At 44.6% G+C, this 25,484-nt stretch carries 16 protein-coding genes and 1 riboswitch; all 16 genes read left to right on the top strand.

Annotation, left to right across the window (positions count from 1 at the left end; translation table 11 throughout):
* Positions 1-313 precede the first annotated feature (313 nt).
* The 16 genes from EYS05_RS06735 to gyrB all read left to right on the top strand — a co-directional run bounded on the left by EYS05_RS06735 (position 314) and on the right by gyrB (position 25,475).
* Complete coding sequence (locus tag EYS05_RS06735) at positions 314-6,394, top strand: SpaA isopeptide-forming pilin-related protein (protein WP_158293313.1); 6,081 nt, start codon at positions 314-316, stop codon at positions 6,392-6,394.
* 68 nt (positions 6,395-6,462) lie between these two features.
* Positions 6,463-8,016, top strand: a complete 1,554-nt coding sequence (locus tag EYS05_RS06730) for a SpaH/EbpB family LPXTG-anchored major pilin (protein ID WP_158293312.1) — start codon at positions 6,463-6,465, stop codon at positions 8,014-8,016.
* 158 nt (positions 8,017-8,174) lie between these two features.
* Positions 8,175-9,035, top strand: coding sequence for a class C sortase (locus tag EYS05_RS06725; protein WP_243119252.1), 861 nt, complete (start codon positions 8,175-8,177; stop codon positions 9,033-9,035).
* 3 nt (positions 9,036-9,038) lie between these two features.
* A complete protein-coding gene (locus EYS05_RS06720; RefSeq protein ID WP_114001974.1) occupies positions 9,039-9,956 on the top strand; it encodes a class C sortase in 918 nt (305 codons plus the stop codon).
* Complete coding sequence (locus EYS05_RS06715; RefSeq protein WP_138276856.1) at positions 9,946-11,526, top strand: pilin N-terminal domain-containing protein; 1,581 nt, start codon at positions 9,946-9,948, stop codon at positions 11,524-11,526. The genes EYS05_RS06720 and EYS05_RS06715 overlap by 11 nt, the downstream gene beginning before the upstream one ends.
* 188 nt (positions 11,527-11,714) lie before the next feature.
* Positions 11,715-11,816, top strand: a riboswitch (SAM riboswitch).
* A gap of 86 nt (positions 11,817-11,902) precedes the next feature.
* Complete coding sequence (metK, locus tag EYS05_RS06710) at positions 11,903-13,105, top strand: methionine adenosyltransferase (protein ID WP_022427323.1); 1,203 nt, start codon at positions 11,903-11,905, stop codon at positions 13,103-13,105.
* Between the two features lie 142 nt (positions 13,106-13,247).
* Positions 13,248-14,405, top strand: a complete 1,158-nt coding sequence (locus EYS05_RS06705) for a sensor histidine kinase (RefSeq protein WP_118625737.1) — start codon at positions 13,248-13,250, stop codon at positions 14,403-14,405.
* The gene (locus EYS05_RS06700) at positions 14,398-15,087 is read left to right on the top strand and encodes a response regulator transcription factor (protein ID WP_015526575.1); all 690 of its coding nucleotides are present in this window, start codon (positions 14,398-14,400) and stop codon (positions 15,085-15,087) included. Before EYS05_RS06705 ends, EYS05_RS06700 begins: the two co-directional genes overlap by 8 nt.
* Before the next feature lie 77 nt (positions 15,088-15,164).
* Entirely contained in the window at positions 15,165-16,601 is a 1,437-nt protein-coding gene (locus tag EYS05_RS06695) for an aminotransferase class I/II-fold pyridoxal phosphate-dependent enzyme (protein WP_138276855.1), read from the top strand.
* A 76-nt stretch (positions 16,602-16,677) separates the two neighbouring features.
* The gene (locus tag EYS05_RS06690) at positions 16,678-17,265 is read left to right on the top strand and encodes a guanylate kinase (protein ID WP_118516008.1); all 588 of its coding nucleotides are present in this window, start codon (positions 16,678-16,680) and stop codon (positions 17,263-17,265) included.
* Positions 17,266-17,366: 101 nt separating this feature from the next.
* Entirely contained in the window at positions 17,367-18,356 is a 990-nt protein-coding gene (holB, locus tag EYS05_RS06685) for a DNA polymerase III subunit delta' (RefSeq protein WP_015526578.1), read from the top strand.
* Position 18,357: 1 nt separating this feature from the next.
* Positions 18,358-19,257, top strand: coding sequence for a PSP1 domain-containing protein (locus tag EYS05_RS06680; RefSeq protein ID WP_118516007.1), 900 nt, complete (start codon positions 18,358-18,360; stop codon positions 19,255-19,257).
* Positions 19,247-19,987: a tRNA1(Val) (adenine(37)-N6)-methyltransferase gene (locus tag EYS05_RS06675; protein ID WP_059086497.1), complete on the top strand. Its 741-nt coding sequence runs from the start codon at positions 19,247-19,249 to the stop codon at positions 19,985-19,987. The genes EYS05_RS06680 and EYS05_RS06675 overlap by 11 nt, the downstream gene beginning before the upstream one ends.
* 906 nt (positions 19,988-20,893) lie before the next feature.
* Complete coding sequence (gene rsmI / locus EYS05_RS06670; protein WP_044962018.1) at positions 20,894-21,757, top strand: 16S rRNA (cytidine(1402)-2'-O)-methyltransferase; 864 nt, start codon at positions 20,894-20,896, stop codon at positions 21,755-21,757.
* A gap of 440 nt (positions 21,758-22,197) precedes the next feature.
* Entirely contained in the window at positions 22,198-23,199 is a 1,002-nt protein-coding gene (locus EYS05_RS06665; RefSeq protein WP_138276854.1) for a hypothetical protein, read from the top strand.
* A 350-nt stretch (positions 23,200-23,549) separates the two neighbouring features.
* On the top strand, positions 23,550-25,475 hold the full coding sequence (gene gyrB / locus EYS05_RS06660; protein ID WP_118516005.1) for a DNA topoisomerase (ATP-hydrolyzing) subunit B: 1,926 nt from the start codon (positions 23,550-23,552) through the stop codon (positions 25,473-25,475).
* The last annotated feature ends 9 nt before the right edge of the window (positions 25,476-25,484 follow it).

Raw genomic sequence — 25,484 nt, 5'->3', positions numbered from 1 at the left:
GTGTTGTATAATAAATACCACAAATAGTCAGATTTTATTGGGAAATCAGACGAAAAGAACCAGTGAACGAGTAAGTTAAGAAGGAGGAGTTGAAGACTGATTCTCGATAGCATCTGATAATGTCAATATCCTTACCAAAAATGCCTGGTATATTGATATTACAATCACATAAGGGTAAAATATTGAAAAGGTGTAACCTGTTTACTCACCGGCTAAAAACATGAAGCTTTTTTAAGAGAAAGGAATATAAACAGAAGTAAAGTAATAAGAAATACAGTACACGTTAATGCACACACAGGAAAGCGGGAAAGGTATGAAAAAATTAAGGAATAATAAGATCAGAAAACTCCTGGCATTTATGGTGGCTTTGGCGTTGATGGTATCCTGTATGCCGAGTGCATATACGATCTCCGCGAGTGAAGCGTTCGGAGATGGAACGGAGGATATATTTACAGATGGCGAAATTACATCTGAACCAGCGGCCGAAGAATCGACACCGGATGTAAGCAGCGCAGACCAGGAGGAAACGGAACAGGCGCAGCAATCGACGCTTACATATGAAAATGATTCTGTTAAAGTAACAGCAGAGGCACTGGAGGACGGAGCTCTTCCGCAGAATACAGCATTGAAGGCTGACGGCGTAAACGAGAATTCATCCGTATCTTATGATACAGTTTCTCAGAAGCTTTCAGCAACAGCTACAGACAAGGGCAGCAGCCTGAGAGGTTTTTTTGCGTATGATGTGTATTTTGCTGATGGCGACGGAAACAGAGTCGAGCCGAACGGCAGAGTCAGAGTAACTTTTGAGTACAAGACACCGGCAGCACCGGAGCTTACCGATGCAGCCAGCACGAGTGTAACCGTTGAGAAGCTTCATTATAACAGCAGTACCGGTGATACTGATGTTAACACCTTACAGGCCAACGAGGATCTGAAGGTTCTGAATGTCAACGAGGGCAAACAGATCCAGACACTTCAGGTTGAGACTGGCAACGCAGCTGTTTTTGCCGTTATGTGGGATTCTCCTGAGACAGCAGATGTCGAGGCGGAAGCTGTTTCCGGTAATGAGGACGAGGTGTCTATCGCATCAGAGGAGCTTACGGACGGAATGGATATTTCGGACGAGCCTGAGCAGGATGCAGCTGAGACACCGGCAGCAGAGAATCCGGAGGTAACTCCTGATGCAGAGCCTTCTGAGGCTCCGGCGGAGAATCCGGATGCTGAACCTACCGAAGCGCCGACAGAGGATCCGGATGTGGTGGAAGAACCGGCAGAGGATATTGCGAGCCCGGAGGATGTTCCGGCAGCAGATGAGAATGGTGAGACAAGCCTGATCGAGGTTCTGGGAGACGATACGAATCTTCGTGTCAGTCCATCTGTCGAGGCAGAGGTTCTGGCAACTGTAAACGCAGGAACACAGCTCACACTTCTGGATACCGTAACAGCAGAGGACGGAGCAACCTGGTACAAGGTTTCCTGGGAAGGAACCGAGGCTTACATAAGAAGTGATATGGCACAGGTTGTTGACAGCAGCGATGAGGCAGAAGAAGTCGAGGATGTTCTGGAAAGCGAAGAAGTTTCTTATTCCCAGGAAGTTGGTAATGTAGTTGTAACTGCAACAGCAGTGAAGGGCGTTATTCCGGAAGGTGCACAGTTTGTTGTGACTCCGATCGAGAAAGGTTCTGACCAGTATGCAGATATCGAGAAACAGCTTCACGAGGGTGCAAAAAATGAGAGTTATACAGTAGCAGGTTTTCTTGCATACGATATTAGTTTTCTGAATGACGATGGAACTAAGATCGAACCGCAGAACGGAAGTGTCAGGGTATCTATAGCCTACAAAGAAGCAGAAATCCCAGAAGATGTAGCTGAAACAGATACAGCACAGGAAAACATGAATGTATCTCTGGTACATTTTGTGGAGGATGCAAATGGTAATGTCACAGAAGTTGTTAATATGAGCAACGATGGACAGGCTAAAGTAAGTACAACCGACAATGGAGAAATTGAAAGTGCAAACTTTGAAACAGAGAGTTTTTCTACTTTCTCAGTTGTATGGTTGGCAGATGATTTCACTTCTGTACAGACAACTAGTAGTTATGATAAGGAGACAACTGTTGATAGTGCTGAAAGAGGTATTACTATCAATATGTTTGATTACGATACTGATAAAATAAATGCAGGTCATTCTTTGCAGTTTAGTGATGGAACGCATGGAGTAAGCGAGGATTATAATAAGTATAGAGGGCCAGCTGATCTCTCTACTGGCATTATGCAAAAGAAATTGGGACAAGATTCATATCCGATAGTAGATAAGGGTAATAATAAAGAGAGTAGTTCGTATTTATTCTCAACGAAGAAAGGTACGGGCAAGGAGTTTTATTCTGGTGCAAATTACTTATTTAAACAAGATGCAAATGGTTACTATGAATATGATAGTGCTAAAAATTTTGCACAGTTTAATAAAAATACAAAAAAGTTTACTGTATATAATGTACCAGGAAGTAGTAAAGATCCAATAGACCTACAACAACCAGGTCCGTACCATGGAAGTTTCTTTCCATTCAATACATTAGGTGGTAGTAAATACTATGATATTCCTCAAATTGCAGAAACATCTCCAGATTTCCATTTTGGTATGACAATGTCAGCTAAATTCATTCAGCCAAAAGACGGAAAAATTAATGATAATAATATGGTATTTGAGTTTTCTGGAGATGATGATGTATGGGTTTACATCGATGGCGTTTTGGTGTTGGATATTGGTGGTATTCATAATGTAGTGTCTGGTTCTATTAATTTTGCTGATGGTACAGTTAAAGTTGGTAGTAACAATTATACTTTAAAAAATTTATTTAAAGAGGCAGGAGCAGAAAAAGAAGGAGATTTTGTTAGCGGAAAGGATATTTTCAAAGATTACACAGTGCATACAATTAATTTCTATTATCTCGAAAGAGGTAAGGGTGATTCCAACTGTAAGCTTAAGTTCAATCTTCCAACAGTTCCGAAGCAGTCGGTTACGGTTGAAAAACAGTTGAGTAATACGGATAAGGAGAAGTATGCAAATGTAGAGTTTAAATTTCAGTTACTTCTTCAGGATGACAAAGGGGAGTATGTTCCATCAAATACTGCAGGTACTTTAAGCGATGATAGCAAAGTTGAGTTCAATCGTGAAGAAATAAATGGCGTTTCCTACGATAATGTGTTTACGTTGAAACCTGGTCAGAAGGCAATTTTCTCTGGACTTGAGGAAAATAAGAATTATAAGGTTCGAGAACTTGATGTATCAGATGACAAATATGCTCAGGTTTTAATCAATGGGAAAGATGATGCAACAAAGCAGAGTGGAAATGTTACTTCTAGTGAAGCTACAGTTAGCAGTAGACCAGTGGTAGTGGTTACCAATGTACTTGCCAGTGTTGCAGAACTTGATCTCAAAAAAGTCAATACAAAAGGTGAGGTTTTATCCGGAGCAAGATTTACTCTTACTTCTCTGGATGACAATTCTAAAACTTATACAGCAGAGTCAGGTGACGATGGAAGCATAAAATTTGAGAATCTTCCTTTAGGAACTTATACTTTAACAGAGGCAGTAGCACCTGATGGATATGTAGCATCTAAAGAAGCTTATGAGGTGAAAGTAACAGTCAGTGGAGATAAGGCAACTGCTAAACTTTATAAAGCAGATGATAAAACTGAAGTTGAGGGAAATAAAATTGTCAACTATACAGAAAAGGAGGAGGCAGAAAAGAGTCTTTCCAGTAATAAAAAAGCAGAAGTAGATGAGTATGATTCCAGGACTTATAAGATTAAACTGCATGCGGAGACAACAGGAGAGACAGAGGGAGTTGCTGCACAGGGAGCCAGTATTGTACTTGTAATGGATGCCAGTGAGTCAATGAAAGGAACGGCGTTAGCGAAAATAAAAGAAGCGGCGGCTAATTTTGTTGATACTGCAGCTGGGCAATCTTCAATCAGTCAAATTTCTGTGATATGGTATAAAGGATATGATAGCAGCGGGACAAATGTTGTTACTGCAAGCAGCGAGTTCATTAATCTAGATAGCCAAGAGAATATTAATAGGTTGAAGAGGATCATAAACATTGAAACTGCCGCTGGTGCAACTCCAATGGGAGCAGCTTTGGAAGCTGCAAATGAAAAATTAGGTTCAGCAAAACATTCGAATAAATATGTTATCTTCTTCACAGATGGAATGCCTGGATATATTGATAACGATTCATATAACTGTCGTGTGGCAAATCGTGCAGTAGATAACGCTTCGAAAATAAAAGAAAAAGCTATTATATATACTGTGAGATATGGTAATGTAAAAGATTCATTTAGGTGGAGCAGGGATCACTCAGGGATTACAGATTATTATCACCATCGGTATTATGATTCTTACCATGTCCATGGCCCCATGTCAGCCAATTCGTTTCTTGAAACTTATATTGCTTCGAAGGGCTGTGCTTATGCTACAGAGAATATATCTGGTTTAAACGGCATTTTTGAGAAAATCGCAGGTCAGGTTGGAAAACTTTTTAGGACTCAGCCTCAACGTATCGTAGATACGATTGACTCAAGATTCAAACTTACAGATGATGGTTTAAATGCTCTGGCAAATAACTGTAATCTGGGACAAGGAAAAATTAATAAGCAGGACGGATCGAAGGAAATTATCTGGAAAGATGAGACTACAAATTCAGAACTGGGAAAAGTAACGATTGTTGAAAACAAAAATGGTACAACTACAATTACCTGGACGGACCAGGCGGCTTTGATTGGTAATTCGAAGGATGAGAATGGTGGATGGAATACAGAATTCCAGATTCAGGCGAAAGATGATTTCATTGGTGGAAATATGATTCCTACTAATGGTGCAGATTCCGGCATTTATCTGGATAGTGGTGGTATTAAAAAGTTTGAGCAACCATCTGTTAATGTTAAGCTTCTTAGTCTGAGCATTAACGATAAAGAAAAGACATTATTTAAAGGCGACAGCATTAATACTCAGAATTTTGAAAATGAGCTTGCTGAAACGATACGTGTTGTAGAACTTGATAATACGACAAAAACATTAACAGCTGTGACTCCCCAGGAGCAGAATTTAGTGAAATTACCGGTTCTGACACCTCAGCAGATTGAAACATTGTCAACAGAGAAATCATTAACTATTGGTGGTGATAAGTCATATGGGTATACCTATCCAGGTTCTAATGAAGCTGTAGGATATTTCACTTATACTTATACATTGGCTAAAGGCGATAATGCTGATAATCATGTTGCTACAGCGGTTGGAAATGAAGTGGAAAAGTATCAACTGACTGTCACTTATCATCCGTACTCCCAATCTGATAGAAGCACTATATTGTCTGGAACAGAAGTTCAGCAGCCAGATGCAGAAAAGGGTGGAACACAGGTTAATTCAAATCTGAAAGCAACTGGTAATTATGTAGTAAATGTAGTAGCCGGTAATATTCAGATTATTAAAAAACTGGACGTAGAGGCTGAGCAGAACGAAACATTTAATTTCACAATTACAGATGAAAATGATCAAACAGTTGCAACTGCAACTGCAGTGATTAAAAAAGACAAAAAAGAAGCAAAAGCGGTATTTACGCTTACAAAGGGAGTCAATGCAAAACTTGAATCTGATAATACAAAATTAAGTGAGTTATCCAGAGGTGATTATAAGGTTGTAGAATCTCTTGGCGCAAATGTTCATTATGAATTGCAGGAGATTGCAACAGTTGATGAAACAAACTGCCACAGTGTAATTGCAAGAAATCAACAGCAGAAGGCTACAGATATTACGTTTACCATGGGAACAGATACTGATAATAAAGTAGTTCTCAAAAATGGAAATAAAGACAAAATTAATGGACAGATTGGAATTGCCAAATTTACAAATAAGAAAACAGTTGTGAATATTAATCTTGAGAAGGTTGATAGTCAGACAGCCGATACAAAATTGTCTGGTGCTAAATTTGATTTATATAAGGCAGATGCAAATGGCGAAAAAACAGGCCAAGTAATTCGTTCTTATACGTCAGGTCAGCATGGAGCGATTTCTATAGAGAATCTTCCAATTGGGCAGTATGTATTGATTGAAACAGAAGCACCAACAGGTTATATGGTATCTGCAAAACCGTGGAATATTGTAGTGGAAAATAACAGAACAGTAACGGTAACTTATAATGGTGAGGATGTAACATTAAGACAAGATAATGATACAATTTATTATCAGATTACCAACGCGAAGGTATATTCATTACCAGAATCCGGTGGTCCGGGAACCTATGGATTTACAATCAGTGGTGTAGCGATTCTTGCAACTGCACTCCTGTTGTTTATAAATAATAAACGAAGGGAGGAAGAAGCAAAGAGATCGTAACACATTAATTGTAAATGGCCGATGAAGGGCGAAAAAGAAAAATGCAGAGAAAGAAAGGAGCAAACCTTATGAAAAATTTATTTAAAAAGATTGGTGCATTATTAGTGGCAGCGGTTATGGTACTGTCTATGTGCACAGCGGTTTTTGCAGATGATGCAACAACGAAAGCAACCATTACAGTGAAAACGTCAGACGGTGCTTTAGGTCTTGGTGGGAGCGATAATACAACAATATGGTGCGTACAGGTTATTGAACCAGATACGACAACAGAGACTGGATGGAAGTTCTCAAATGGTGTAGAGTCAGCTTTTACATCTAAATTTGGTAATAATGTAGAGGCTCAGACAGCAATTAAGATGTTAGCTAATAAAGCAGCACAGGATAACGGACAGAAGTTGAAATATGATGGTGTAGAGGTTGCAACAAGTGCACAGTTTGAAAAGGCATTAGCAGCAGTTAATGTTACAGATGCTAATAAAGTTACGAAAAACCCAATTGATGTAGATAAAGCAGGTGTTTATGCTATTAAAGTAGCGCAGAATGGGTATACTTACAAAGAAATGGCTGCATATGTTGGTTTTAGTGACAACATGGTTGTTGAGGGTAATGTTGATGTTGATGCTAAACGTAGTTCTAAAGTTATAAATAAAGGTGTTAAAGAAGATTCAGATCATGTAGTTGCTATTGGTGATATTAAAACATATACTGTAGAGACTGAAGTTCCAGCATTTACTCCTACAGATGCAAATAAATATTTTGCAGTAAAAGATATCATTAGTGGTGCTGAGTATGTAAAAGCAGAAAATAGTAATGATGTTGCAGTGGATGTAAAGGTTGATGGTAGAGAAGTTTCTGATTACAAGATTGAAATGGGAAAAGGAACTTTTACAATTATCTTAAAAGATAATAGAGCTGATCATACAGCAGTTGATGCTAAAGTAAATAATGAGTTGGTAATTAATGAGTCAAATAGCTACTATGCAAAAAAATTAGTAGTAACTTATCAGGCAAAAATTACAGATGTTACAGCAACAAACAAAGCTTTGGGAAATGTAGGTGAGGCTGAAAACTCCAGTACTCCAGTTAATCTGTACACAGGTACAATCAAAGTTATTAAGAAGGAAACTAACAGTGAGAAGTTACTTCCAAATGCTAAATTTGTAGTATACAGAGAGAATAATGGTAAAAAAGAATATGCGAAATTGACAGACGATGGTAAACTTGCTGGTTGGACAGAGGCTGTTAATTCAGATGTAAAGACAGATATTAAAAATGGTAATACAAAGGGTATTGGAATTATTGTAACTGATGGGAAGGGTGAGGCAACAGTATCAGGCTTAGATTTAGGAGACTATTACTTTGAAGAGGTAGAAGCGCCTACAGGATATAGCCTGGATGCAACTCCAAATAAAGTCACAGTAACACTTAATGAAAAAGTGACTGAAGCAAAAGCTTCAACAGATGTTATTTCAGATCCAATAAATAAATATAACACAAAACTCAACTCCCTTCCATCCACAGGTGGCATGGGAACATACCTCTTCACTATCATCGGTGTTGTAGTTATGGCTGGCGCTGCTGGTGCTTTCTTCATCAGCCGCAGAAAAGGATCTGAGGAGTAATCGTTTGATTGCCGGATCGATTCAATTCAAAAATTATTTATAAGCAACGACAAAGCAAGTATTAAGACAGAATAGTTTCTGATTATTCTGTTGAAGAAATCATTACCGCCCGGCCCCTTCGGGGGCCGGAATGGTAATACAACAGTATGGAGAAACCTATGAGAAAGAATAAGAAGAAAAATTATATTGGACTTGGTTTGCTGTTTCTGATAGGGTTGTCCATACTGCTGTATCCAATGGTCAGTGATGCCTGGAACCGGTACAGGGACAGCCTGCTGATCAGTAATTATAGCAGCAGTGTTTCTTCGGATGATAATTCGGAGAAGATTGACAGCATGTGGAAGGCAGCACAGGAGTATAACGAACAGATCAAGCAGGAAAGTGTGCCGGATGCTTTTTCCGTGAGGGATGGCCAGACGGACAGTACATATGAGTCTCTTCTGAACCTGAATGGTGATGGAATGATGGGGTATGTGGAGATTCCTGTGATCGATGTGAGCATTCCAATCTATCATTACACGACAGATGAGTCTCTGGAGAAGGGCGCCGGTCATTTGTTCGGCAGCAGTCTTCCGGTTGGCGGCAAGAGTACCCATTGTATTTTGTCGGCACACAGAGGTCTTCCAAGTGCGAAACTTTTTACAGATCTGAATCTTGTGGAAGAGGGAGATGTTTTTTACCTGCATGTGCTAGGTAAGACGCTTGCCTACGAGGTGGATCAGATTCTTACCGTTCTTCCGGAGCAGACAGAGTCTCTGGGTATCACGGCTGGGGATGATTATGTAACGCTGGTTACGTGTACGCCTTATGCGGTGAATACGCACAGACTTCTGGTGAGGGGACACAGAGTTCCGATGAAGGCTGCGAAGGCGGTTCAGAAAGCAGAGAAGAAGGTTACCGGAATCACCAATCCGACGCTTCCGATGCTTGCTCTCTGTGTTGTGATCGGAATTGTGATCGCGGTGATCCTGGTTGCCGGTATCAATTCTGTTCAGAACAAAAAACGACGCAGGAAATAGTTTATGGCTAAAAAGAAAAAAAAGAAAAAGAGTAATGTTGTCCTGAACATCATTATTGCCCTGGTGTTTCTGGCAGGGGCGGGTGTGTTCCTTTATCCTACGATCAGTGATATGTGGAACCAGTACCGTAATGCACAGCTGGTCAGTAAGTACGAGGAAGCGGTAACGGAGCTTTCGGACAACGACTATGACAGGCTGTGGAAAGAGGCGAAGGAGTATAATGCCGAGCATCCGGTGAATGCCATTGTAGATGCTTTTGAGGAAGAGGATACTTATGAGCTGAGTCATCCTTATGACAGGGTTCTGGATCCTAACGGTGATGGTCTGATGGGGAGTATCGAGATCCCGAAGATCAAAGCGAAGCTGGCTATCTATCACGGACTGAGCAAGACCGTGCTGGAAAAGGGTGTGGGCCACGTGGAGGGTACCAGCCTTCCTATCGGAGGCAAGAGCACCCATGCGGTTCTGGCGGCGCATCGAGGTCTTCCGAATGCGAAACTTTTTACAGATCTGGATCAGATGGAAAAGGGAGATATTTTTATCCTGCACATTCTTGGCAAGCATCTGGCCTACAAGGTGGATCAGATCAAGACGGTGCTTCCGGATGAGACCAGTGACCTGGATATTATCGAGGGTGAAGATCATGTGACTCTGATCACGTGTACCCCTTATGGAGTTAACACCCACAGGCTTCTTGTCCGGGGAGTGCGGACGAAATATGTGGTGGAAGATACAAAGAATGACGAAACGATACCGCAGAAGCTTGCTGTTGTGGATCCGAAGAGGGTTCTGGCCGGCGGCGCTGCAGTGCTTGTTGTTCTGATCCTGCTGATTTATCTGATCGTCCGTCATAGGGACAAAAAACGGAAAAAGAAGCAGCTTTCAGAAAGGAAAGAGGAGGCAGAGAGCGATGAAAAATAGAAGAAAGCAAGGGAAAATATTCCGGAGCCTTCTGGCTGTTCTGATGCTGACGGCTATGCTGGTCACGAGTGTTTTGCAGCCGGTTTTCGCCGGGGATTATGAAGCTGGAAAAACAGGTAATCTGACGTTGACGGTTCAGCAGGCGGATGAGGAGGGAAACCAGACTCCGCTGCCGGATGTAGGGCTGACGATCTACAAGGTTGGCAGTGTGAATTTTGATGGCAATGTGCATTTCGTGCTGGATGAGGCACTGGCTGCCGCAGCAATCGATTTTGGTTCCATCACGACGGCTGACGGCTGGTATGAAGCAGCAGGGCAGCTGGCAGATATGATCAGCAGCGGAAGCGTGGATGTGTGGGGGCTGTCCAGAACCTCTGATGCAGAGGGTAATATTACTGTTACCGATCTGGCTGAGGGCATGTATCTGGTGGTGCAGACAGATGCGAACAGCAGTGTTGCGGTTTCACCGATGCTGATCTCCGTTCCTTTTGCAGATCAGGAGCAGGGCTGGATGTATGATGTACAGGCATATCCGAAGACTTCAACGAAACAGCATACACAGATCCAGGTTACGAAGAGAATCTATAATGTTGATGAGAACGACAATGTGATTCCTCTGGAAACGAAAGAGGATGTAACTTATAAGGTTGGCGTTTTTTCGGATCAGGAAGGTACGATCCCGTTCCGTGATGATTATTTAAAGGATATCCATATCCAGAATGCTTCCAGTGGTACAGCTACATGGACGGATGTTCCGGATGGCACCTATTATGTATTTGAGCTGGATGAGGATGGAAATCTTCTTCAGCAGAATACGAAGATCGAGGTGGATGAGGAGAATCTTTACTACTACAATGTAACGAAGCTGAATGGCGAGAGTGAAGAGAAGTCCAATCAGGTTGTGATCGGTGGAGATAGTGGTGCTACTGAGGCAGCGGCTTATGTAAATAACTATTATACAAAGATTTCCGATATATTCAGCCGTAACGGATATATCAACATTAAGAAGAATGTGATGATCGATGGTGTTGCTTCTACTGTGGATGATACGTTCTATGCAGGTTTGTTCTCCACTGAAAGTAACGGTGAGCTGACGCTTGAGAAGGTAGTGACTCTGAAACAGAATGATAGTGTTCAGGTAATGGTGGATCTTCCAATGGATCAGGAGATCAACAGTGTTACTTATACTGTTCTGGAGACGGATAAGGATGGAAATCCGGTTGATGATGATACCTTTAAGTATACAGTTACCGGTCAGGGTGAGGTTACACTGAATAATGATAACCGATATACTGTAACAAAGGAGATCACCAACAGTCTTTCTTCCGAGCCGACACCGATTCCGACTGCTACACCTGGAGCAAATCATGGTGGAAATGATCGGATCACTCCGATCCCGAATAATGGTACAGCGGGCGGAACTGCTCCGAACGATACCAGCGGTACAGCAAGACGTTCTGTAAAGACCGGCGATGATACACCGATCGGCGTATGGGTTGGAATCCTTGCAGCAGCGATCATTGTTGGCGGTGGTGCAGCTTATGGAGTTAAGAGAAAGAAGAAAAAATAAATAACGGATCGTTCTGAAGGATGATCAATGGAAGAACCGGGCGATGTGGATGCCCGGTTCTTTTTTTGGAATATTTACGTATTGGGGATGAAAAAGCAGCGGGTGATATTTTTTATCGAAAATTGCTCTTGACATTTTGGTATGATAAGTATATTGTATGTGTTGCAGTAAATTTCATAAAAGATAGCCTTTTATTCAGAGTGGTGGAGATACAAAGGATCTATGAAGCCACGGCAACCCCGGATAACCCAGGAAGGTGCCAACCTGAGCGAGCAATCGAACAATAAGAGGATTGTTTACAGAATTTAAACAGTCCGGATTGTACGGGCTGTTTTTTATGTATATAACCATTGTTTTATTACAAAAGGAGAAGATCATGGAGAAAATTTTATTTACATCTGAATCTGTAACTGAGGGTCATCCTGACAAGGTCTGCGACTCTATTTCCGATGCGATCCTTGATGCTATGATGGCACAGGATCCGATGAGCCGTGTTGCCTGCGAGACTGCTACTACAACAGGTCTTGTACTTGTTATGGGCGAGATCACAACCAAGGCTAATGTTGATATCCAGAAGATCGTTCGCGATACTATCCGTGAGATCGGATATGACAATGCGGATTATGGCTTTGACGCAGATACCTGTGCGGTTATCACATCACTTGACAAGCAGTCCACAGATATCGCTATGGGTGTTGACAAGGCTCTTGAGCAGAAAGAGGACGATATGAATGAGGACGAGCTGGATTCCATCGGTGCCGGTGACCAGGGTCTTCAGTTTGGTTATGCTTCCAATGAGACTGAGGAGTATATGCCATATGCCATCAACATGGCTCACAAGCTTGCTCAGCAGCTGACAAAGGTTCGTAAGGACGGCACTCTGAAATATTTAAGACCAGATGGAAAGACTCAGGTTACTGTTGAGTATGATGAGGCTGGCAAGCCGAAGAGAATCGATGCTGTTGTATGCTCTACACAGCATGATCCGGATGTTACTCAGGAGCAGATCCATGAGGATATTAAGAAGTATGTTTTTGATGCGATCATTCCGGCTGATATGGTTGATGCGGATACGAAGTATTTCATCAATCCGACAGGTCGTTTTGTTATCGGCGGACCTCACGGTGACAGTGGTCTGACAGGTCGTAAGATCATCGTTGATACCTACGGCGGAACAGGACGTCACGGCGGCGGTGCTTTTTCCGGTAAGGATTGCACAAAGGTTGACCGTTCTGCTGCTTATGCTGCACGTTATGTTGCAAAGAACATTGTTGCAGCCGGTCTTGCTGACAAGTGTGAGATTCAGCTTTCCTATGCGATCGGTGTTGCGCATCCGACTTCTGTCAGTGTGAATACCTTCGGAACAGGTAAGCTTTCTGAGACCAAGCTTGTTGAGATCGTTCGTGAGAATTTTGATCTTCGTCCGGCTGGTATCATCAAGATGCTTGACCTTCGCCGTCCGATCTACAAGCAGACTGCTGCTTATGGTCATTTCGGCCGTACAGATGTTGATCTTCCATGGGAGCATCTGGACAAGGTTGAGACTCTGAAGAAGTATCTTTGCAACAGCTACGAATAATCGTTTCAGAAGAATAAAGAGTGAAGCCCCCGGTAGTATCAGTACCGGGGGCTTTTTTATAGAAAATTTAGAGATAGGGAATATAGTTTATGTTATAATACGTGTATGTGAATGTGTGAATTTATAAAGGACGGAGATACAGATGAAGTTAAAAACACGTATTATTGTGGGCTTCGTTGCGATCATCTTGCTGCCGTTGCTTCTTTTTTCCGCAAGTCTGTACGGGTTCAGCCAGACGCAGGCGAGGCATGTGCAGGAGAGCAGCAGCCAGGCTTCGGACTCCAGCCAGATGGTCTATGATATTTCTCTGGCGCAGTCTTCCAGTAACCAGGTGAAGCTGATGGCCAAGGATATGATCCTGACCGCAACGATCATCCTTGTTTTTACTGCTTTGTCAGTGGGGCTGTGGATCTACAGGAGTATTGCGGTTCCGCTGGTGAAGCTTAAGAAGGCTACCAAGAACATCAAGGAGGGGAATCTGGATTTTGTGCTGGAGGTTGAGGGGAATGATGAATTTTCCCAGCTTTGCCAGGATTTTGAGGAGATGCGTAAGCGTCTGAAGGAGTCCACGGAAGAGAAGATCCTGATGGATAAGGAGAATAAGGAGCTGATCAGCAATATTTCCCATGACCTGAAGACGCCGATCACTGCGGTGAAGGGTTATGTGGAGGGAATCATGGATGGTGTGGCGGATACGCCGGAGAAGATGGACCGGTATGTGCGTACCATTTATAATAAGACCAATGAGATGGATCATCTGATCAATGAGCTGACCTTTTATTCCAAGATCGATACCAACCGTATTCCGTATACGTTCAGCAAGCTGAATGTGGAGGATTATTTTTCGGATTGTGCGGAGGAGCTTGGGCTTGAGATGGAGACCAGGGGGATCGAGCTTGTGTATGCCAATTATGTGGAGAAGGGTGTGCAGGTTATTGCGGATGGTGAGCAGATCCGCCGTGTGATCCATAATATTGTGAGTAATGCCATTAAGTATATGGAGAAGCCAAGGGGGATCATCCAGCTCCGGGTGAAGGATGTGGGTGATTTTATCCAGGTGGAGATCGAGGATAACGGCAAGGGTATTGCCGCCAAGGATCTGCCGTATATTTTTGACCGTTTTTACCGTACCGATGTTTCCAGGAATTCTTCCAAGGGAGGAAGCGGTATCGGACTTTCCATCGTAAAGAAGATCATGGAGGATCATGGTGGAAAGGTCTGGGCCACAAGCCGGCTGGGAATCGGAACGATCATGTATTTTGTTCTCAGAAAATATCAGGAGGTACCGATGAATGAGTAGGATTTTGATCATAGAGGATGAGGAAGCGATCGCGGATCTGGAGAAGGATTACCTGGAGCTTTCGGGTTTTGAGGTGGAGATCGAGAATCGTGGTGATACGGGGCTTGTACGTGCCATGAAGGAGGAGTTTGATCTGATCATCCTGGATCTGATGCTTCCGGAGGTGGATGGCTTTGATATCTGCCGGCAGGTCCGTGAGGAGAAGAATACGCCGATCATTATGGTTTCGGCCAAGAAGGATGATATCGATAAGATCCGGGGACTGGGTCTTGGCGCGGATGATTATATGACCAAGCCGTTCAGCCCAAGTGAGCTGGTTGCACGTGTGAAGGCGCATATGGAGCGTTATAACCGGCTGGTTGGTTCCAATGTGCATAAGAATGATGTGATCGAGATCCGTGGTATTAAGATCGATAAGACGGCCAGGCGTGTGTGGGTCAATGGTGAGGAGACTACGTTTACTACCAAGGAGTTTGATCTTTTGACTTTTCTGGCTGAGAATCCGAACAGGGTTTTTACCAAGGAGGAGCTTTTCCGGGAGATCTGGGATATGGAGTCTGTGGGTGATATCGCTACAGTTACGGTGCATATCAAGAAGATCCGTGAGAAGATCGAGTTTAATACGGCCAAGCCGCAGTATATTGAGACGATCTGGGGTGTGGGGTACCGGTTTAAGGTGTGACAGAAATGTGATAAAAATGGAGGGGAATATCGTATGGTGATAGCCCCTCCTTGTTTTTAAGATGAAAAGGACGAACTATGGAAGACAGATTATACAAGAAACTGGAAGCGTATGGTAAGAGTGATTTTTATCCGTTTCATATGCCGGGGCATAAGAGGAATCCGCTGGCTGTGGAGGGGGATTTTCCGGTGGAGAGGGATATTACGGAGATTGACGGGTTTGATAACCTGCATCATGCTGAGGATATTTTGAAAAGGGCCCAGGAGGATGCTGCACGGCTTTATGGTGTGCCGGAGAGTTTTTACAGTATTAATGGAAGCTCCGGGGCGATTCTGGCGGCGGTGTCTGCGGCTGTGGATAAGGGGGGACAGATCCTGGTGGCAAGGAACTGCCATAAGGCGGTTTACCATGCGATTTATCTGCGGGAGCTGAGTGCTACGTATATTTATCCACATGAAGATCCGAAATTGGGGATAAACGGAGGGATTTCACCCGGCCGTGTGGAAATGTATCTGGCGGAAAATCCGGATATCCAGGCGGTGCTGATCACTTCGCCGACTTATGACGGGATCGTGTCGGATGTGGCGAGGATCGCGGAGATCGCGCATCACTATGGTGTGCCGTTGATCGTTGATGAGGCTCACGGGGCGCATTTTCGGTTTTCGGATTATTTTCCGGTGTCTGCGGCGCAGCTTGGTGCGGATGTGGTGATCAACAGTGTGCATAAGACGCTGCCCTGTTTGACTCAGACGGGGGTGCTCCATCTGTGCAGTGATCGGGTGAGCCGGCAAAAACTGAAGCGTTTTCTGGGAATCTATCAGAGCAGCAGTCCTTCTTATATTCTTATGAGCAGCATTGATGCGTGCATGGATAAGCTGGAGCGTGAGGGGGATGAGATGTTCCGTGTGTTTACGGAGAATCTGGAAAAAGCACGCAGGCGTCTTTCCGAGTGTAAGTATATCCGGCTGGTGACGCCGCAGGCCTGTGAGTGCCAGAGAGTTTTTGATTTTGACAGATCCAAGATATTGCTTTCTACTGTGAACAGTTCGCTGAACGGTCGGGAGCTGCATCAGATCCTCCGGAGGGAGTTTCATCTGGAAATGGAGATGGAAGCGGAGAATTATGTGCTGGCGCTGGCGGCTGTGGGTGATACTGCGGAGGGTTTTGAGCGGCTTTGTGATGCTATTGAAGAGATCGACCGTCGTGAATCGTTAAAATACAGAGAAGAGGCTGTGGAGAGGGTGCCCTTGAAAAACGGAAAAATGAAGCAGGTCATGCGGATCTCCCAGGCTATGGATGCGGAGAGTGAGCGGTGTCCGCTGGATGAGTGTATCGGACGGACGTCCGGGGAGTTTGCGTATCTTTATCCGCCGGGGATCCCGCTGATTGTTCCGGGGGAACAGATTTCTGGACATTTCGTAAAAAATGTGAGAAGATACCTGGAACAGGGCTTTGAGGTCCAGGGCCTGAGCGACCAGACCAGTGAGACGGTGTGTGTTGTGAGAAATGAGTGAGGTGCGTGGCAGCAGACTGCTCTGTGTATTACGGAGCAGAGCGTGTATAGTAACGCATATGCAGCAGAGGAGACATATGGGAAAGATTTTTTACATTATGGGAAAAAGCTCTTCCGGTAAGGACAGTATTTACAGACAGCTGGAGGGGGATCAGGAGCTGGGGCTTAAGCGGCTTGTGATCTATACTACCCGTCCGATCCGGGATGGAGAGGTGAATGGGAGAGAATATTTTTTTGCGGATGAGAATAAACTGAAGGAGTTCCGAAGAAACGGGAAGCTGATCGAGGCGCGTACTTATCAGACGGTTTACGGGCCATGGACATATTTTACTGCGGATGACGGGCAGGTGTCTGTGGGAAATGACAGCTATCTGGGGATCGGTACACTGGAGTCTTTTGTGAGGCTCCGGGAGTATTACGGTAATGAAGTGATGTGGCCGGTTTATATAGAGGTGGAAGACGGAGAGCGTCTGGAGCGTGCGCTTGCCAGGGAGAAGACCCAGGAGGTGCCGAAGTACGAGGAGATGTGCAGGCGTTTTCTGGCAGACCAGAATGATTTTTCCGAGGAAAATATTCTTAAAGCAGGTATATGGAAGCGTTTTGAGAATCATAATCTGGATGAATGTGTGAAGGAGATCGTAAATTATATAAAATCTGTGCAATAAGGAAAAATAGTTTTTTTTATACAGAAGATTATGTTATAATTAGTTGAAAGATGTCCGCCGGGTATAACGGAGGGCACAAAAGGCAGAAAGAGGTGATTCTTATGGCAGGATTTCATGACATCATCGGCCATGACGATATAATCAGGCATTTGAAGAATGCGATAGAGACAGGGAAGGTATCCCACTCTTATATTTTTACAGGGGAACCGGGATCCGGCAAGAAGCTTCTTGCGGGGACTTTTGCGGCAGCACTGCAGTGTGAATCGGGAGAGTCTGAACCGTGTATGACTTGTGATTCCTGTAAGAAGGTGATCGGCAAGAATCATCCGGATATCATTACAGTAACTCATGAGAAGCCTGGAAGCATCAGCATTGACGAGGTGCGTGACCAGGTTGTGCGTGATGTGGATATCAAGCCGTACTGCAGTCCGTATAAGATCTACATCATTCCGGATGCGGAGATGATGACGGTGCAGGCGCAGAATGCCATTTTGAAAACTATCGAGGAACCGCCGGAATATGCGGTGATCATGCTGCTGACAAGCAATATCGACAGTCTTCTTCCTACGATCCGTTCCAGATGTGTGCGTCTGGATCTGAAGGTGGTGGATGACAGTCTTGTGAAGGAATATCTGATGGAGCATCTTCAGGTGCCGGATTATCAGGCTGAGATCGATGCGTCTTATGCGCAGGGCAGTATCGGCAAGGCGAAGGAGGCTGCTACTTCTCAGGAGTTTGCGGATATGACTGCCAATGCCCTGAAGATTTTGAAATATGCCAATTCCATGGAGGTTTATGAGCTGACAGAGGCGATCAAGACTTTGACTGCTGATAAGAATAATATCAATGATTATCTGGATATTTTCCAGTTCTGGTTCCGCGATGTTCTGATGTTTAAGGCAACAAGGGAAATTGACAACCTGGTTTTTAAACAGGAGATTAATTTTATCAGAGAGCAGGCCAGCGAGCGTTCTTATGAGAATATCGAAAAAATCCTTGAGGCACTGGAGAAGACGAAGGTGCGTCTCCGTGCCAATGTTAATCTCGAACTTGCCCTGGAGCTCCTGTTCCTGACAATTAGGGAGAAATAGAATGGAAAAGGTAGTTGGAGTCAGATTTCGTAACGTTGGTAAGATTTATTATTTTAATCCTAAGAATTATAAGGTGAAGGTCGGCGATCATGTGATCGTGGAGACTGCCCGTGGTGTGGAGTATGGCCGTGTTGTCCTGGAGCCGCGCAGCGTGAAGGAGGACGAGGTGGTCCATCCGCTGAAGGAGGTTCTCCGTGTTGCAACGAAGGAGGACGAGGACCATGAGGCTGAGAACCGCCGGAAGGAGAAAGAGGCTTTTAAGATCTGCAAGAAGAAGATCCGTGAGCATGGGCTTGAGATGAAGCTGATCGATGCGGAGTATACCTTTGATAATAACAAGGTGCTGTTTTATTTTACAGCGGATGGCCGTATTGATTTCAGACAGCTGGTTAAGGATCTGGCGTCTGTGTTTAAGACCAGGATCGAGCTTCGTCAGATCGGTGTCCGTGATGAGACGAAGATCCTTGGCGGTATTGGTATCTGTGGAAGGACGCTTTGCTGTCATACGTATCTTTCGGAGTTTGCGCCGGTTTCCATTAAGATGGCGAAGGAGCAGAATCTTTCTCTGAACCAGACGAAGATTTCCGGTGTCTGTGGTCGTCTGATGTGCTGTCTGAAGAATGAGCAGGAGACTTATGAGGAGCTGAACCGGAATCTTCCGGGTATCGGTGATATTGTGACGACGCCGCAGGGTGTTTCGGGTACGGTCCAGAGTGTGAATGTTCTCCGGCAGATGGTTAAGATCGTGGTTGAGGTGAATGACGAGAAGGAGATTCAGGAGTTTCCGGTCCGTGATCTGAGGTTCCGCCCTAAGAGAAAAAAGGGTAAGGGTGGTGCCGGTTCTGCTGACCACGAGGAGAAAGAGGTTAAAAAGGGAGATTCGAAGCCGAATGAGAAGTGATCTGGTTTATTGCGGTGAGCGTGTGGATGATCTTCAGAATGGGTTGTTTGTGATCCAGGATCCGAAGAAGTTTTGCTTTGGGATGGATGCGGTTCTGTTGTCTGGCTTTGCCCGGGTGAAGAGGGGTGAGGTTGCTCTGGATATGGGGACCGGTACGGGGATCATTCCGATCTTGCTTTCTGATCGTACGGATGGGGAGCATTTCACGGGGCTGGAGATCCAGCATGAGTGTGCGGAGATGGCTGACCGTAGTGTGAGGTATAATGGTCTTGAGGACAGGGTTCGGATCGTTGAGGGTGATATCAGGGAGGCTGCCGGGATTTTTGGGGCGGCTTCTTTTGATGTGGTGACGTGTAATCCGCCGTATATGATCGGGCAGCATGGGTTGACGAATCCGCATCTTCCGAAGGCGATCGCGAGGCATGAGATTTTGTGTTCGTTTGATGATGTGGCTTGTCAGGCTGCCCGGGTCCTGAAGGACAGGGGGCGGTTTTTTCTGGTGCACAGGCCGTTTCGGCTTGTGGAGCTGATGGCGACTTTGACGAAGTATAAGCTGGAGCCTAAGAGGATGCAGCTGGTGTATCCTTTTATTGATAAGGAGCCGAATATGGTGTTGATCGAGGCTTGTAAGGGCGGGAATTCCAGGATTCGGGTTGAGCGGCCGCTGGTGGTTTATGAGCGGCCGGGGGTTTATACGGAGGATGTTTTGGAGTTGTATCGGATGGTGTGAATGTTGTGATGTTGTGGCTTAGGGAGGCTGCCTGGTTGGTTGTTTGTTTGGTTGTTTGTTTGGTTGTTTGGTTGGTTGTGAGAGATTGGGTGGCTGTGGTACTTCGGTTGGTGAAGGGACGGCGAGGGGAGGCAGGCTGCTGGTGGTGACACGCTGCGCCCCCTGCTCGGCTGCGGCGCCGGTTTGCTGCCATTCGCGCAAACTCGCTTCGCTCAAACAGTGCGCTCGGTGGCAGCAGCTATCCTCACCTCGCTGACGGGGGCTCCGCTAACGTCACCACCAGCAGCCTGCCTCCCCTCACCTGAGATTCAAAGCGAGAGATCGCAGCGCGTAGTGCGCTGAGTATCGAAGAATACAGACACCTTGCCGGAAGTGAATCATAGAGAAAGTGAAGAAATGAAATAATATCGGCATAGAGTAGCGCGCTGAGTATCGAAGAATACAGAGACCTTGCCAGAAGTGAATCACGGAGAAAGTGAAGAAATGAAATAATATCGGCATAGAGCAGCGCGCTGAGTATCGAAGAATACAGACACCTTGCCAGAAGTGAATCACTGAGAAAGTGAAGAAATAAAATAATATCGGCATAGCGTAGTGCGCTGAATACCGAAGAATACAGACACCTTGCCAGAAGTGAATCACGGAGAAAGTGAGGAAATAAAACAACATCGGCACAGCGTAGCGCGCTGAATACCGAAGCATACAGACACAAGTCAACAAATAAGAACAACGAATCCCTTGCACTACTAAAAAAAAGCCCAAGGGGTGTGCAGAGGGGGCGCGGCTTTGCGGCCCCTTTGCGGTTTTCAAAGCTTCCAAACTTAAACAAATCCCCGCGGTCAAGCGGAAACCCCCACGGCCAAGTGGAAAAAAACTCCCCGCGGTCAAGCGAGAAAAGAGGCAAATATGAAACAAAACGGAAAACTATACTTATGTGCCACCCCCATAGGAAACCTCGAAGACATCACCCTTCGAGTACTAAGAACCCTTCGGGAAGTGGATTTAATCGCTGCGGAGGATACCCGCAACAGCATAAAACTGCTGAATCATTTTGATATAAAAACCCCCATGACCAGCTACCACGAATACAATAAGATAGATAAGGGCCATGTCCTTGTGGAAAAGCTGCTGGCAGGTACAAACATTGCGTTGATCACAGATGCAGGTACTCCGGGTATCTCGGATCCCGGGGAGGAGCTTGCCGCCATGTGCTATGAAGCCGGAATTGAAGTGACTTCACTTCCGGGTCCTGCTGCCTGCATCACTGCTCTGACTTTGTCAGGCCTGCATACCAGGCGTTTTGCTTTCGAGGCTTTTCTTCCGGCGGATAAGAAAGAACGAAAAACAATCCTGGAGGAGCTTTCCTGTGAAACCAGGACTATTATCCTGTATGAGGCGCCTCACAGGCTTGTAAGGACCCTTGGTGAGCTCAGAGAGGCGCTTGGCAACCGCCGGATGACTCTTTGCAGAGAGCTGACCAAGAAGCATGAAACGGCATTCCGGACTACGATCGATGATCTGATGGATTTTTATAAAGATGAGAAGCCGTTGGGTGAGTGTGTTCTCGTGATCGAGGGCAGGAGCCGCAGTGAGATGGAGGCGGAGAAGCGTGCTTCCTGGGAGGAGATTTCCATTGCGGAGCATGTGGCGATGTATGAGCAGCAGGGGAATTCCAGGAAGGATGCCATGAAGCTTGCTGCCAAGGATCGTGGTGTTTCCAAGCGGGATATTTATAAGGCGCTTCTGGATGGAGAAGGTTCTGCTGAATGATCAGGTGTAAATTGCGGTATGGATCGTAATAACGTGATCGTGGATGATTGAATAAGCTGCATACTGTGACCAAGGATTTTTTGGGAGCGTATGTGGCTTTTTTTATAGTAATAAAAAGATTACTGTTCACTGGCATCGCGAAGCGTGTTACTGAGAACGGAGTGAACAGTAATATAAAAAGTACTGTACGGATTTTGTCGAAATGATTTGCTTGCAGTACAGACCATATTGTGGTAAGCTGATCTTATCAAAAATAAAAAGCAGTTCCGGGATTCTATGGAAATGCTGTAAAAGCATATTTTCTAAAAATAATCTTATTTTTCTATTACATTTCATATATCAGGCAGATTGCCTGTCATCTCAGAAAATTCATGCTTTTTCCATTTTTCAGCAGGAGTTTTCAGATGAGGCTCCTTGAGATCAAAATAGAGGAGTCGTGTATGATCGTAAACAAAAACAGAACAAACAGCTCTAATCTGCGGCAGTGGCATCCTGCATTTTTTGCTGATATCCAGATAGAACTGGAGTCAGAAAAGGAGAATCTGATTTTTGAGAATGAGCATCAGCTTGGGACGAAACCAATGGAGATCGATGCGCTTGTGATCAAAAAGAAGACCGATATCCCCATTAATAAAAACATCGGAAGGATCTTCCGGAAATATAATATCATTGAGTATAAGAGTCCGACGGATTATATAAGCATCAATGATTTTTATAAGGTGTGCGGATATGCATTTTTTTATAAAGCAGATACGGTAACTGAGGATGAAATCCCAATTGAGGAGATTACGATCTCTTTGGTAAGCAGGGCATATCCCCGGAAGATGCTCCGGCATTTGAGGGAGTTTTGGAAATGCCGGATAAAAAAGATAGAAGAGGGAATTTATTACGTAACAGGGTCTAAGATCCCAATCCAGGTTATTGTAACGGAACAGTTGTCGAAGAAGAAAAATCTGTGGCTGAGAAGTCTGACTGATAGAATAAAAGATAAGAAAGATATGAAACGACTTCTCAATGAATACAGAGAAAAGCAGAAAAATCCTTTGTACGAATCAGTCATGCAGATGATCGTAAGGGCTAATGAGGAAAAATTCAGGGAGGCGGATTGTATGTGTGAAGCATTAAATCGGATCATACAGGATCAGATCGAGGAAAAGATAAGAAAAAGTTTACAGGATGGCTATGATGAAGGTTATGGAATTGGAATGCAGGATGGAATAAAGGATGGGATGCAGCAGGGGATGCAGCAGGGAATGCAGCAGGGAATGCAGCAGGGGATACAGCAGGGGATACAGCAGGGAATGCAACAGGGAGAACATAGTATTAACAGTTTGATCCTCTGCCTTGCTGAGCTGGGCAGAACGTCTGATATTATAAAATCGGCATCAGATCCGGAATACCAGAAGAAATTGTTAAAAGAATTTGGGCTTTTACTGGAGTAGCTGAATATTCCATATATTTTAAGTGCATATTGTGCTGTGTAATTTGAAATTGCATTTAATAAGATACTTTTTTGCCTGTATTTCCTATGATTTTGCGTGGAAATACAGGCTTTTTTGTGCTATAATAAACTTTGTATTCGTATGTAAAAAATATTTATTTTACAGGTATAAATGACACTTCCGGAGCGGGTTTGAGAATTGCTTTCTGCAAAATGAAAATACAGTATTTCCTGAAATTAACAGATCAGTTTATCTTGCTCAGGATTTGATGTAATAATTTCTGAAGCTGCTATGGTTCTGCAGAAATGAATTTTCAAATACGTCCGGATGACAAGAACAGGAGGAATGACATGGGCGCAGAGAATACAGAATACGGCGCGGATCAGATCCAGATCCTGGAAGGACTGGAAGCCGTACGTAAGAGGCCTGGAATGTATATCGGAAGTACCTCCAGCCGTGGACTTCATCATCTCGTATATGAGATCGTAGATAACGCAGTCGATGAAGCACTGGCTGGTTTTTGTACGGAGATCCATGTAGATATCAATCCGGATAATTCCATTACAGTTACAGATAATGGTCGTGGTATTCCGGTTGGCATCAATCATAAGGCTGGTATTCCGGCAGTTGAGGTTGTATTTACCATTCTTCACGCAGGCGGTAAGTTCGGCGGTGGAGGATATAAGGTTTCCGGTGGTCTTCACGGTGTTGGTGCATCTGTTGTAAATGCACTTTCCGAATGGCTGGAGGTTACCATCTACCGAGAGGGTAAGGAATACAGACAGAGATATGAGCGTGGCAAGACTATGTACCCGCTGAAGGTGGTAGGTGACTGTGAACCGGGGCTTTCCGGTACGAAGGTTTATTTCCTTCCGGACAAGGAGATCTTTGAGGAGACTGTTTATGATTATGATATCCTGAAACAGAGACTTCGTGAGATGGCTTTCCTGACTAAGGGTCTTCGTATCGTACTGGAGGATAAGAGAGAGGGTCAGGAGCGCGAGAAGGTATTCCACTATGAGGGTGGTATTCGTGAGTTTGTAAGTTATCTGAACAGAAGCAAGGAGGCTCTTTACCCGGAGATCATTTACTGTGAGGGTGAGAAGGACGGCGTGTCTGTAGAGGTTGCGCTGCAGCACAATGACTCCTATACAGAGAACACCTATGGCTTTGTAAACAATATCAATACACCGGAGGGTGGTACACACATTACCGGTTTCCGTAATGCGATCACCAATACATTTAATGATTATGCACGTAAGAACAAGCTTCTTAAGGACAGTGAGCCAAACTTAAGCGGTGATGATATCCGTGAGGGCCTGACTGCGATCGTCAGTGTTAAGATCGAGAATCCGCAGTTTGAGGGTCAGACTAAGCAGAAGCTTGGAAACAGTGAGGCCAGAGGTGCGGTAGACAGTGTTGTAAGTAAACAGCTGGAGATTTTCCTGGAGCAGAATCCTGCAGTTGCCAAGGCTACAGTTGAGAAATCTGTTCTTGCACAGAGAGCCAGAGAGGCAGCCAGAAAGGCACGTGACCTTACAAGAAGAAAATCCGCACTGGACAGTATGTCACTTCCGGGAAAGCTTGCAGACTGTTCTGACAAGAATCCGGAGAACTGTGAGATTTATATCGTAGAGGGAGATTCTGCGGGTGGTTCTGCCAAGACAGCGAGAAACCGTGCCACACAGGCGATCCTTCCACTTCGTGGTAAGATCCTGAATGTTGAGAAGGCACGTCTGGATAAAATTTACGGAAACAAAGAGATCAAGGCAATGATCACTGCCTTCGGAACCGGAATCCATGAGGATTTTGATATTTCCAAGCTTCGTTATCACAAGATCATCATTATGACCGATGCCGATGTTGACGGTGCACATATCGCAACACTGCTTCTGACCTTCCTGTATCGGTTCATGCCGGAGCTGATCAAGCAGGGATATGTATACCTGGCGCAGCCTCCTCTCTATAAAGTGGAGAAGAACAAAAAGGTATGGTATGCATATGACGATAATGAGCTGAACAATATCCTTACCGAGATCGGACGTGACGGAAACAATAAGATCCAGCGTTATAAAGGTCTGGGTGAGATGGATGCCGAGCAGCTTTGGGAGACTACTATGGACCCTGAGAAGAGAATCCTTCTCCGTGTGACCATGGATGAAGCTGCCACATCTGAGATCGATCTGACATTTACCACTCTTATGGGAGACAAGGTAGAGCCAAGACGTGAATTTATCGAAGAAAATGCAAGATTCGTTAAGAATCTTGATATCTAGGAGAATAAA

This window comes from Blautia sp. SC05B48 (assembly GCF_005848555.1).
In the GTDB taxonomy this organism is placed as follows: domain Bacteria; phylum Bacillota; class Clostridia; order Lachnospirales; family Lachnospiraceae; genus Blautia_A.
Note: the sequence above shows the minus strand (reverse complement) of the source record. Positions and strands in the feature narration are given on the sequence as shown.